The sequence below is a fragment of the Aquimarina aggregata genome (assembly GCF_001632745.1).
Taxonomy (GTDB): Bacteria; Bacteroidota; Bacteroidia; order Flavobacteriales; family Flavobacteriaceae; genus Aquimarina; species Aquimarina aggregata.
The window spans coordinates 280,689-292,826 of record NZ_LQRT01000035.1; the positions used below are offsets into that span (position 1 = coordinate 280,689).

At 31.3% G+C, this 12,138-nt stretch carries 11 protein-coding genes and 2 tRNA genes; 4 read left to right on the plus strand and 9 right to left on the minus strand.

The genetic code is table 11. From position 1 onward, the window contains the following. Positions 1-2 precede the first annotated feature (2 nt). Positions 3-1,127 carry a glycoside hydrolase family 88 protein gene (locus tag AWE51_RS19570; RefSeq protein WP_066317084.1) on the minus strand — a complete coding sequence of 375 codons (1,125 nt, stop codon included), beginning with the start codon at positions 1,125-1,127 and terminating at the stop codon, positions 3-5. Positions 1,128-1,466: 339 nt separating this feature from the next. After that, a complete protein-coding gene (locus tag AWE51_RS19575; RefSeq protein WP_066317086.1) occupies positions 1,467-2,345 on the minus strand; it encodes an AraC family transcriptional regulator in 879 nt (292 codons plus the stop codon). Positions 2,346-2,475: 130 nt separating this feature from the next. On the opposite strand from AWE51_RS19575, the gene AWE51_RS19580 reads away from it, so the two are divergent. From AWE51_RS19580 to AWE51_RS19590, 3 genes are all read left to right on the plus strand, one after another. After that, positions 2,476-3,672 (plus strand): DUF4861 family protein, encoded by a 1,197-nt coding sequence (locus AWE51_RS19580; protein WP_066317093.1) that lies wholly within the window; start codon positions 2,476-2,478, stop codon positions 3,670-3,672. A gap of 6 nt (positions 3,673-3,678) precedes the next feature. Then, entirely contained in the window at positions 3,679-4,365 is a 687-nt protein-coding gene (locus AWE51_RS19585; protein WP_066317095.1) for an RraA family protein, read from the plus strand. Positions 4,366-4,632: 267 nt separating this feature from the next. Further along, positions 4,633-5,358 carry a hypothetical protein gene (locus AWE51_RS19590; RefSeq protein ID WP_066317098.1) on the plus strand — a complete coding sequence of 242 codons (726 nt, stop codon included), beginning with the start codon at positions 4,633-4,635 and terminating at the stop codon, positions 5,356-5,358. Between the two features lie 189 nt (positions 5,359-5,547). Here the strand turns inward: AWE51_RS19590 and AWE51_RS19595 are convergent, their stop codons facing one another. The 7 genes from AWE51_RS19595 to mutS form a co-directional block, all read right to left on the minus strand. After that, positions 5,548-6,183, minus strand: coding sequence for a hypothetical protein (locus AWE51_RS19595; protein WP_066317101.1), 636 nt, complete (start codon positions 6,181-6,183; stop codon positions 5,548-5,550). Between the two features lie 21 nt (positions 6,184-6,204). Then, the gene (locus AWE51_RS19600) at positions 6,205-6,675 is read right to left on the minus strand and encodes a hypothetical protein (RefSeq protein ID WP_066317104.1); all 471 of its coding nucleotides are present in this window, start codon (positions 6,673-6,675) and stop codon (positions 6,205-6,207) included. 384 nt (positions 6,676-7,059) lie between these two features. Next, positions 7,060-7,422, minus strand: coding sequence for a hypothetical protein (locus AWE51_RS19605; RefSeq protein ID WP_066317108.1), 363 nt, complete (start codon positions 7,420-7,422; stop codon positions 7,060-7,062). A 3-nt stretch (positions 7,423-7,425) separates the two neighbouring features. Further along, the gene (locus AWE51_RS19610) at positions 7,426-7,713 is read right to left on the minus strand and encodes a hypothetical protein (RefSeq protein WP_066317110.1); all 288 of its coding nucleotides are present in this window, start codon (positions 7,711-7,713) and stop codon (positions 7,426-7,428) included. 706 nt (positions 7,714-8,419) lie between these two features. Further along, a tRNA-Leu gene (locus AWE51_RS19615) sits at positions 8,420-8,504 on the minus strand. 19 nt (positions 8,505-8,523) lie between these two features. After that, positions 8,524-8,595 (minus strand) — tRNA-Gly (locus tag AWE51_RS19620). 95 nt (positions 8,596-8,690) lie between these two features. Next, complete coding sequence (mutS, locus tag AWE51_RS19625) at positions 8,691-11,318, minus strand: DNA mismatch repair protein MutS (protein WP_066317112.1); 2,628 nt, start codon at positions 11,316-11,318, stop codon at positions 8,691-8,693. 134 nt (positions 11,319-11,452) lie between these two features. Between mutS and AWE51_RS19630 the strand changes: the two genes are divergently transcribed. Then, entirely contained in the window at positions 11,453-11,986 is a 534-nt protein-coding gene (locus tag AWE51_RS19630; RefSeq protein ID WP_066317115.1) for an RNA methyltransferase, read from the plus strand. Positions 11,987-12,138 lie beyond the last annotated feature (152 nt).

A 12,138-nucleotide genomic window follows, 5' to 3' on the forward strand; every position in this document is an offset into this window, starting at 1 on the left:
TCTTATTTTCCTTTAAGGTTCATTTTATACATTTCACTAGCTGCTAATAAAAAAGTTCCTGTAACATATTCGTGAGAATCGTCTTTAGAAAGATTTACGGGTTGGTCTCCTACCAATTGTCCCCATTGTACTTTCCCTTCCTTGCTAATCTCATCAGTAACCGATTTCCATGCTTTTTTAACTACCGGTAAGTATTCATCTTTATTTAAAATGTCATTATTAATTCCGTAAGCAATACCATAGATAAAAAAGCTGGTTCCACTAGTTTCTTTAAACGGAGCATGATCTGGATTTGCCAAGTTTGGATACCAAAATCCTTCTTTCGCTTGACATTCTTTTAAAGCTGCTGCCATGCTTTTAAGAACAGACTCATAACGTTTATAATTACCATGATCCATAGGCAAATACTCTAAAATCCTTGCTATACCAGCCATAGCCCAACCATTTCCTCTGGACCATACTATTCTTTTACCCTTTTTGTTTGAAGGAAAAAAGCGTTTATCTCTATAAAACAGATTAGTATCTGTATTGTATAATTTACCATAAACATCCCAAAACATGGCATCCATCCAGTCAGAATATTTTTGATCTCCAGTAACATTATACAACATCGCTAAAGTTGGTGGCCCTGTAAATAAAGCATCTACATATCGTGTGCCATTTTCATAATACCATTGGTGCGGGTTCCCTTTTGGATTTCTAAAATTTGGATTGTCCAAATGGTCAATAATCCCTCTAATCTTACTCTTTTCTGGTTTTGCCATGTAAGACTGGATCATAGATTGCCCTACAGTTAATAAATTAGCTCCACTTGCAGGATGTACGGGAGGTAATGTAGGTACTTTCCATTTTAAACTAGTACACAGCTTATCAGTTTGTTCTAGATAAGCAGTATCTCCTGTCGCAAAATAACATGCCATTACCCCTGCATAATACGTTCCTCTTATCCAGTTATCATCATACTCTTTCCAAGGGTGATTTAATTGATACGTATTCACTCTATCTATAAACTCCTTAATCTGAGGTCGTTCATAAATAGATTGTGCCATAAGATTAGATACTACGAAAAGAAATACGAAAAATATCGCAAATGTTTTAGTAGTAAAATTTAGCATTCCGTTTTTCATTATGGTTTATTTATTATTTGACAATTATGATACTATGATATTCTTAATTTTAATAATATGAATTATTTTTTTCTAGAATTGCGTCAAGAAAGAATTGTACAAACTTAGGGTTAGCGTATTTTTAGTAGTATATAGATTTTGATGTGTTATATATTAATATTATCATTTTGCAACTACTCATGAATAATTTTGATAATATCTATGTATTAATAAAGAAAAGTGTTCTAAAATGTATGCTAGACAGAAAATAAAATATCTAAGGATTAATGTGTGTTTTATATATGTTACTTTTATAAGCTGCTGCTAGTCTAATCCTTATATTTTTGCATTATAAGCTAATTAATAATTTACAATCATATTGGATTTACGATATTGATTTGGAGTTACTCCTTTGGCCTTTTTAAAAATTTGAGAAAAAGCTGAAGGATTATTAAACCCTGATTCATAACATATCTGCATAATAGTAACATTACTTTCTAAAAGCATTTTACATGCAAATTCAACGCGTACTTCATATAAAAAATCATTATAACTTTTTTTAACCGCATTCTTGAAATAACGACAAAAAGCACTTTTTGATAGATTCGCAACATTAGAAATTTCATCCAGAGATATATTCTTAGTAAAATTTAGCATAGTGTGCTGAATAATCTTATTCATTCGGTCTTTTTCTTTGGGATTGGAAGATTTATGCAAATCAAAATTCGATAATACTTCAACCTCCTCGGATTTAGAAATTAAACTCAAAATTTGAATCAAAGAAGCCATTTGTTCTAAAGAAGACTGACCTAGCATTTTATATAAAACACTGCCAATAGTTTTATTCGTTTTTCCTTGAATATGAAGTCCTCCTGAAGCTTTCTCAAAAACTCTATTAATTGGATACACATCGGGTATGCTTAAAAAGTCTTTTCCTGCAAAATCTGGATAAAATTTTAATACAATAGCCTTAGTTAATAAATCAGTGTCTTTTTCATAAAATTGTTGATCACTTTTCCAGACATGAGTAAGTTCTTCTCCTACCAAAACCATGTCTCCTTTTTGATATGATTTAATACTACTACCTACATATCTTGTACCGTAACCTTCAATAATATAAGCCAACTCTAATTCTTTATGATAGTGTAAGGGATTCAAAAAAAATGGCAATTCAAAATAAGACACAGAAATTCCAAAATTCGAAGTACGGTCAGAGGAAAGGAATTTAGGCTTAGGCATTATACAAATTTTACCAAAAAAGATAAAAATAAGTTATTAAATGCAAATATTTATAAAATACTGGTTAATATCTATCTATTATAGTCAATGTCATTTTCTTTTCTTTGATCTTTAAAATCAATGAATTTTCATGAAACATCATTTTTTCATACTTTTTATAACTTGCTTTTCACTCATTTCTTGTCAAGAAACTGATACGTTCTACACTATTACTACAGTTAACGATACTAAGTTAAAAAGAGAGAAAGAAACTATAGAAATTCAATTAAAAAATCTACCAGAATTTTCTAAAGAAGAATACAATAATTTATCCATTTTCGATACTAAAAACAACCTAGTTCTATCACAACTTATCGATATCGATCAAGATTCAATACAAGATTATATTATTTTTCAAACTGATTTCAATCCTAATGAAACTAAAAAATTTACACTCACATATCAAAAAGAAGTACAAATAAATAACAAAATTGATTTACGTACTTTTTGTAGAATAGTTCCTGAAAGAATAGATGATTTTGCCTGGGAAAACGATAAAGTAGCCTTTAGAACTTATGGCCCAAAATGTCAACAATTATTTGAAGAAGGAAAACCAGGAGGTTTGATTTCTAGCGGAATTGATTGTTGGACAAAAAAAGTAAATTATCCAATTATAAATAAGTGGTATGCTAATCATCAAAAAGGAGTTTCTTATCATGAAGATCATGGTGAAGGTTTAGATGCGTACCATGTGGGCACAACCAGGGGTTGTGGAGGTATTGCATTAGTCAACAACAACACTCATTTTTTAAGTGAAAATTTTGTGTCTTGGAAAGTATTAGCTAATGGACCTATACGTAGTATTTTTGAACTTAAATATCCACCTGTGGTAATAGATAATATGCATGCTACAGAAACCAAACGTATTACTTTAGATTTGGGTAGTAACTTGTATCATTGTAGCGTATCGTACAAATCTGAAAATACTTTGGATACTATAGCGATAGGTGTGACTTTACATAAAGGAAAAGGAAAAGCAAATTCAAACAAAGCCGAAGGTTGGCTTTCTTATTGGGAACCTTATGCAAATTCAAACCTAGGTACAGGTGTAATTGTAACACCAAAATCAGTAAGTAATATAGTTTTGGATACTATTATTAAAGAAGACGAAAGTCTTAATAATATTTGGATACATTCTAAGCTAATACATCAAAGCGCGAGCTATTGGTCGGGCTACGGATGGCAAAGTGCCGGAGATTTTAACTCAGCACAAGAATGGGAAAACTACCTTTCTAAACAATCAAAATTAAAAAACAATTCAATCAAAATACAAATAAGTAAAAATTAAACCATTATGTGGAAGTCTGATGCCGAACTTTTTAAAATTGCGAAAAGCGAACTTTTTACAGCACTTGTAGGGGATATACTTGACAAGTTAGGTTATCAACATCAATTTTTAGAGCAAAAAATAAAACCTTTAACAAAGGATATGATTGTTATTGGAAGAGCAATGCCCGTTTTAGAAGCTGATGTTTTTGAAGAAGTTGTTGAAAATACAAATAACCCGATCATGAAAAAACCATTTGGACTTATGTTTGAAGCATTGGATAGTTTAAAAGAAAATGACGTATACATTTGCACAGGCTCTTCATTTTCTTATGCTTTGTGGGGTGGATTAATGAGTACAAGAGCTATAAAACTAAAAGCCGCAGGGGCGGTACTTCATGGGTTTTCAAGAGATACCAATGAAATCGAAAAACTAAACTTCCCTACATTTTCAGCAGGTACATATGCGCAAGACCAAGGACCAAGAGGAAAAGTAATTGATTATAATATACCTATTGAAATTAATGGTATAAAAATTAATCCAGGTGATATTATCTATGGAGATAGAGATGGTGTACTCATTGTACCCAAAGAAATAGAAAAAGAAGCTTTTGAAGGTGCTATAGAAAAATCAAGAGGAGAACAACTTGTGAAAAAAGCATTAGAAAATGGAATGAGCACTGTTGATGCTTTTGATAAATTTGGAATTATGTAATCTATGTTCTGAATTACAGAAGTTCTAAAAACAAAGAAACCTCTTGATAAATCAAGAGGTTTCGTATGTACTGAAGGCGGGACTTGAACCCGCACGGCCTTACAGGCCATTGGATTTATTTCTCATTAAGAATTCGGAGGCAAGAGAGCTTTTATTTAAAATTTAACAAATAACGGGGTAACATATATACTGGCCCTGACACTAAGGTAACACTCTTTATTAGTGGGTTAATCAAAACATTAATTATAAACTTTAAAATCTAAAAAAATGAAAAAAATTGGAAAACTAATTTTGACAGTAGTACTGGTAATTATTTATTCTTGTAGTAAAGAAGAAATTCAGACAGAAGAGGAATTATTTCTTGAAAGTAAAACTGAACTCAATAGTAAAGTACCATGTAGCAACTTAGATGGACCTGAGTGCGGATTACCAGGAGAAAATATAGTGTATACTTTAAGTCAGAGTAACTTTACCAATAATATTTTTTGGTCTGTAGAACGAGGAAATATGACATTGATCTCCGGTCAGGGTACTAGAACTGCAACATATAGATTATCAAATAATTTTAGTGGCGGAGAGGTTAAAGTAACATATGGAGGACAATGCACTAATTTGAAGGAATTATTTATTTGTGGAAATGATTGCAATAGACCACCAAAGCCTGAATTTATAAGATCTATTTTTGGTAGTCCGGTACCCTCCGAGTATAGACCCAATAATTTAGGAAGCAACTACATCTGTACAACCACCATTAATAATACATTATTTGTTCCTTTAGATGAATGTGTAGATTCTTACACTTGGTCTATCACTCCCAGTGGTCATCAAATTGCATACATAGAACCAACTTCATCATCAAGGGCTAATGTTATAATAGCTAAACCAGGTAGATATACTGTCTTATTAGTAACTAGAAATAGTAACGGACAAAGAAATGAAATTTTCGACTTGATTGCAGAAAATTGTAATGTCATAGGTGGTGGATTATTCTAATAGTTTATTGATTGATATAATCTAAACTTTTTTAAAGGCTGTCTGAAAAAGACAGTCTTTTTTTTTAAAAAAGTATACACGAAAAGAAAACTGAACTTTAGGTTGAGAGACTATATTACTAGTTTTAGGTTGCAAATATCTTAATCACGAAAAACGCATCTAAACTCAAGTTATCGTTTATTTGAACTTTTAATCTGAGTTATTATTTAATGAATCTAATTTCTTTTCGTTGATAAAATTCATAATACTATCAATTATTTCTTTTTTGAATTTCTTTTCATCAAAATGCTTTGTTTCATCTTCAATAATTATTACTTCTTGAGGTTTGTAATTATCTTTCTTGAAAAAATCTATCACCATCGGGATTGTAAAAAATACTATTACAAGAAATATAGAAACTATCGACAACTGATTTGATAAAACTGATTTACCATAAGCCCTGTTTCCTATTTCCTTCGCCTGTTCTAATTCCAAATAGTCAGTATACTGTTTAACAGCTTCACCTCTTATAAAAAATATTGTTGCTAAGATTTTATTATAATATAATTCAGGCAGACCTTCAGGATGACTTTTAAAGTATTTGTTTACGGTTAATAAAAAATCATTAGTAGCCTTTTCGGAAATGGGAATTGACGTATCCTCTGATGTAAAATAATGAAGGAACCATGTTAAGAAGGCATATTCCGAACTCGAACTAAATTCAAAGTTTAAAGCTTTTTCAAGTTCATTCTTAATATTTCCATACTTTATACCATCTACTTGGTGTTTGAATCCAATTTCCATTGCTTTAATGTAGATGTTTTGCTTTATGTTGGTATCTTTCATCTATTTGAATTAATCGTTTAATTAGACTTTATTTATTCTTTCAATTTCCGATTGCCCAAATTCTTCCCATTTCTTTAATTTATTATTCCAAGAATGTTGGTCATTCTGGATTAGTTCACTATACAAATTTTCAAACTCCTTTATAATTTTTTCGACGTTATCTCCCAAATTATTTGCGTTTAAGGTTATAAAGAGGCTTGTGTTTCCTTTTGAATTTCTAAATTGAATGTCTTTTTTCATAAATCGTTCACAAAATTCGCGATTGTCGATTCCAACAACATAATGGCCAATTTGTGGGCATTTTTGAAGCACAGCACACTTATCAAAATCGGATTCAATAATTTTATTTAGCAATGACTTAATGGGATTTTCTAAAGTGTGATTAAGTAACTTATAAATTCCTATCAAATATGGAATAGTAAGTCCATTTGTAATATATTTATTTTTCTTTTGAAATGCTATTTGTTCATACCATATGGGTGAGTCATTCATAATCAAAAGTTTGTTTATTTAAACTATATTCAACAATGATTTATTTGAACTATTAATTATTATTTCTAGTTAGTTTGATTTAATCATTTTACTCTTCATAATAATCATTAACTAATGTTTCTATCAAAAAATCTTTGTATAATTCTGCTTCAATCTCATTTTTAAAATAAGCATCTATTTCATCGCTAAATATTAAATGATACATACCAAAGTTGCAGTTATTAGAATCTTCAACACGAACTATTTTTATATCGTTTCTATATTAATACTCAATTGAAGGACCTCTTTCCCTAGAAAAGAATAAATAAATTGGAATTGAACTTAAAAGAATTATTATCGGTATTATTCCTTTTTGTAAGAGTTACTCCATCGTTTTATTGAACTTTAAATTATTTCAAAAGCTTTCAAAAGATTTATACAAGAGGCTAACAAGCTTACAGCTCCAATAAATATAATCGCTCTGGTTAAAGTTCTTTGTCTTGCAGAAGATTTAGCACTTTCTATATTGAATCTATTTATACTTTCATCCAAAGTTCGAATAGAACCAATTAACTCGGTTTGTATAGATAGGTCTAAATTGATTGCGGTTAACTGAGATTCATTATATAATATATCACATTTGTCTTTTTCTAAATTTCTTTCCTCTTTAGTTTTAGCATTAACATATCTCTTCAGAGCTTTTTTATTATTCTTAATAGATTCTTGATGCTTTTCAAAAGCCTTATTTAAAGTATTATTTACTTCCATCGATTATTTAGACTTTATAATTCTGGGATGCTTGAGATTATAGTCTTGATGTGCATCAATAATTGATTTAGCATCATTTTCAGTATATTCATAATCCTTGTTAGTAATTAATTTTCGTGATAATGCGATCCGCGTCTTTAATTCACTTGCACCTGTGACATTATTTAATGTAGCTTTTCTTATAGCATCTACATTTGAATCATTTTTTGGTGCATATTCTAATGTACACACAGTTCCTTCAGGTAAAGGAAAATTAAACCAATGATTGTTTAAAAATTCTTCTTTTGTCATAATTAATCATTTAATAGCGCAATCGATCATGGAAATTTTATAGAACTACAATATCAGTAAATTATCAATGTGGAAATTGTGGTTTTCCATAATGATTGATTTAATAAACAACCCCATATTTGAAGAAATCTTTAGATACAGGGTTGTTTCGAAGTTAGTAAAAAATAAAAGATTACTTTTTTTCTCAATTTTTTGTAATCCATTTTTTGCACGCCAAATTCTGATAAGGATGTTAAAGTGAAAATATTCAAATAACACACTGGTTCATTTAAGTGTTAATTGATAAACTTAGGAATTGAACCGCTTTATTGAACTTGATAGTTTGTATTCCTCGGTTTCTATACAAAAGTTCAATAAAACCACCAATTAAACAAAGCCAGGTATTAAAAATGAAGTATAATAAAATTGTCAGTTCAATGAGCTTCGTTTTCTAATCTACTTTTGTAATTAATATTTAAAATACTGTATGATGATGAGTACAAAACAGTTATTTAGCTATAATTATAAATTTTCTACAACTCAAGTGTAGAATCCAAGTGAAAAAAACTTTTAGTGTCAAATACTATTTTAGGCAAAAAAATAAATATACAATATTAGAGTTTGTTGAAACCATGTTGAAACCGTAAGAAAAAGAAGGAGTTAAAATATCAACGAAGAAAAGTTCAAAAACAAAGAAACCTCTTGATAAATCAAGAGGTTTCGTATGTACTGAAGGCGGGACTTGAACCCGCACGGCCTTACAGGCCATTGGATTTTAAGTCCAACGTGTCTACCAATTCCACCACTTCAGCTTGGTATATATTATCTCAGAGCGAAAGACGGGATTTGAACCCGCGACCCTCACCTTGGCAAGGTGATGCTCTACCCCTGAGCTACTTTCGCAGTTTGTTTATGAACTTTGCAATCGTTATTGCGGATGCAAATTTAAAACAATTCTAGTAATACCAAAGTCTTTTTTAAAAAAAGAATAAAAAAATTTACACTTGTGATGCTTTCTTCCTGGTTAACATGCGTTTAATCTCATTAAGTTTCATTAAAGCTTCGACCGGAGTTAACGTATCAATATCAATATCTAAGATTTCGTCCTTGATTTCTTCTAATAATGGATCATCCAAATTAAAGAAACTTAATTGTAACTCATCATCTTCTTGAATTCCTTTTATTTTATCGGTAAGCTCTTCACTACTATGAGACTTTTCAAGCTTTTTAAGCATCTTATTAGCTCTATGCAATACTTGTTGAGGCATTCCTGCCATTTTAGCTACATGAATCCCAAAACTATGTTCACTACCACCAGGAACAAGCTTACGCAAAAATAGTACTGTATCTTTAAGTTCTTTTACCGAAACATTATAATTTTTGATTCTTCCAAAAGTTTCGCACATCTCATTCAATTCATGATAATGTGTTGCAAATAACGTTTTTGGTCTTGCCGGGTGTTCATGCAAAAATTCACTAATCGCCCAAGCAATAGAAATACCATCATAGGTGCTGGTACCTCGTCCAATTTCATCTAATAGCACTAAGCTTCGATCTGATATATTATTAAGAATACTGGCGGTCTCATTCATTTCTACCATAAATGTAGATTCTCCCATAGAGATATTATCACTTGCACCTACTCTTGTAAATATCTTATCAACTATACCTATTCTTGCTTCTTCTGCTGGTACAAAGCACCCCATCTGAGCAAGTAAAACAATCAAAGCGGTTTGACGTAAAATGGCAGATTTACCACTCATATTAGGTCCCGTGATCATAATAATTTGTTGTTGATCTCTGTCTAAAACCACATCATTAGCAATATAGGGTTCTCCCGGGGGCAATTGTTTTTCGATGACAGGGTGTCGACCATTTTTAATTTCTAAATCATACGATTCTTCCATCAAAGGGCGAACGTATTGATTTTCCTGAGCCAATTGAGCAAAAGAACACAAACAATCTAACTGACCTATTAATGTAGCATTTAACTGCACAGGTTTGATATATTCGTTCATCCAAATAACCAAATCATTAAATAGCTGCTGCTCTAGTCCTAGAATTTTTTCTTCGGCACCAAGAATTTTGGCTTCATACTCTTTTAACTCCTCTGTAATATATCGTTCTGCATTTACCAGAGTTTGTTTTCTAATCCAAGTATCCGGAACTTTATCCTTGTGTGTATTTCGAACTTCGATATAATATCCAAATACATTATTTGAAGCGATTTTAAGAGATGTAATACCCGTAGCCTCAGTTTCTCTCTCTAACATTTTATCCAGATAATCTTTTCCTGAGAATGCTATAGATCGCAATTCATCTAATTCGTCCAAATATCCATTGGCAATGGTGTTTCCTTTTAAAATATTAACAGGAGCCTCTTCATTTAATGTTTCTTTTATTTTTTCTCGCAACAACTCACAATCATGAAGTGTATCTCCTATAACTTTTAATGCTTCATTATCACTATTTGTAGCTTGTGCCTTTATAGGAACAATAGCTTCTAGGGAGTTCTTAAGGTGAATCACTTCTCTAGGAGTTACTTTTCCTGTAGCGACTTTAGATATTAATCGTTCAATATCTCCTATTTGCTTGATTTGATGCTGGTTTTTCTGAAGCAAAGTAGTATTATCCAAAAAGTATTGAACAACTTCATGACGTTTTTGTATTGCTGAACTATTATTGAGTGGAAGTGCCAACCATCTTTTTAAGGTACGACCTCCCATTGGAGAAATAGTTTTATCAATTACATCTAAAAGTGTAACTGCATTGGCAGCATTTGGGTTGTATAATTCTAAATTACGAATGGTAAAGCGATCCATCCAAATGTACTGATCCTCGGCAATACGATGAATAGCTGTGATATGTTTTAACTTATGGTGCTGCGTCTCTCTTAGATAATGCAAAATAGCAGCAGCTGCAATGATTCCTTCTTGCAAATGATCTACACCAAACCCTTTTAAAGAAGCGGTACCAAAATGATCATTTAATGTCTCATTAGCATAATCAGTTTTAAAAACCCAATCTTCTAAAAAGAAAGCATGAAAATCTTGACCAAAATCTTTATAAAAGGTTTGTTTTTTTGGCTTTGTCACTAACACTTCACTTGGGCTAAAATTTTGCATTAGCTTATCCATATGTGCAGTATCTCCTTGCGCCGTTAAAAACTCACCAGTAGAAACATCTAAAAAAGCAATACCTACAGCCTTTTTACCATAATGTAATGCGCATAAAAAATTATTTGTCTTACTCTGTAAAACTTCATCGTTTAATGCAACTCCAGGAGTTACTAGTTCAGTCACTCCTCTTTTGACAATGGTTTTGGTCTGCTTAGGGTCTTCTAGCTGATCGCAAATAGCAACACGTTCACCAGCTTTTACCAATTTTGGTAAATATGTGTTTAGTGAATGGTGTGGAAATCCTGCCAAGGCAGTTTCTTGCTCACTTCCATTTCCTCTCTTTGTGAGCACTATATTTAAAATAGCTGCCGCTTTAATAGCATCTTCTCCAAAAGTTTCATAAAAATCCCCTACTCTAAACAATAACATAGCATCAGGGTATTTCACCTTAATTGCATTATATTGTTTCATCAAAGGAGTTACCTTTTTAACATTTTTTCCTGCCATTCAACACATAATTTTATGAAAGAAGCTAAAATAACTATTATGCCCTTTTTTCTATAACCTCAACCTTATGAGTTATTCAATTTTATTCACAATCTTATTTCAACTCAAAAGGAATAAATGATATTTTTGTAGCGATGAAAAACAACAGGAAATTAAAAAACAGCGAGCTTGACCGTAAAACGGTAGAAGAATTCAAAGCTTCCAAAAAAACACCTTTACTAATCATTCTAGATAATATTAGAAGTTTAAATAATATTGGTTCAGTGTTTAGAACAGCAGATGCCTTTTTAATTGAAAAAATTTACCTCTGTGGTATTACAGCCGTTCCTCCTCATAAAGATATCCAGAAGACCGCATTAGGAGCTACAGCAACAGTAAATTGGGAGCATCATGAAGATACTCTAACCTTAATTCAAAAGCTAAAAACCGAAAGCATAAAAATCCTGTCTATTGAGCAAGCCGAAAACGCTATTATGCTCGACAAATTTCTACCACAACCTAATCAAACTTATGCCGTTATTTTTGGCAATGAAGTAAAAGGAGTCCAGCAAGATGTAGTTTCAGCAAGTGATGAAGTATTAGAAATTCCACAGTTTGGAAGTAAGCATTCACTAAATATTTCTGTAAGCGCGGGTATCGTTATATGGGATCTTTTCTCTAAAATTTAAATGCAGTTAATTAACAAAATCAATATAGCCGTCTTTTTTTCAGACTTAATCATACTTACCATATTTCTACAGATCACCTATAGCGTCTTCTCATATATTAGTCAAAACTTACTGCATAAAACACCGTTCAAATAATATCAATCTAACAGTGA

Coding starts and splice junctions, on each gene's coding strand:
- AWE51_RS19630 (WP_066317115.1), top strand. CDS start 11,453: ATGAAAAACAACAGGAAATTAAAAAACAGCGAGCTTGACCGTAAAACG.
- mutS (WP_066317112.1), bottom strand. CDS start 11,318: ATGGCAGGAAAAAATGTTAAAAAGGTAACTCCTTTGATGAAACAATAT.
- AWE51_RS19600 (WP_066317104.1), bottom strand. CDS start 6,675: ATGAATGACTCACCCATATGGTATGAACAAATAGCATTTCAAAAGAAA.
- AWE51_RS19610 (WP_066317110.1), bottom strand. CDS start 7,713: ATGACAAAAGAAGAATTTTTAAACAATCATTGGTTTAATTTTCCTTTA.
- AWE51_RS19605 (WP_066317108.1), bottom strand. CDS start 7,422: ATGGAAGTAAATAATACTTTAAATAAGGCTTTTGAAAAGCATCAAGAA.
- AWE51_RS19585 (WP_066317095.1), top strand. CDS start 3,679: ATGTGGAAGTCTGATGCCGAACTTTTTAAAATTGCGAAAAGCGAACTT.
- AWE51_RS19590 (WP_066317098.1), top strand. CDS start 4,633: ATGAAAAAAATTGGAAAACTAATTTTGACAGTAGTACTGGTAATTATT.
- AWE51_RS19570 (WP_066317084.1), bottom strand. CDS start 1,127: ATGAAAAACGGAATGCTAAATTTTACTACTAAAACATTTGCGATATTT.
- AWE51_RS19595 (WP_066317101.1), bottom strand. CDS start 6,183: ATGAAAGATACCAACATAAAGCAAAACATCTACATTAAAGCAATGGAA.
- AWE51_RS19580 (WP_066317093.1), top strand. CDS start 2,476: ATGAAACATCATTTTTTCATACTTTTTATAACTTGCTTTTCACTCATT.
- AWE51_RS19575 (WP_066317086.1), bottom strand. CDS start 2,345: ATGCCTAAGCCTAAATTCCTTTCCTCTGACCGTACTTCGAATTTTGGA.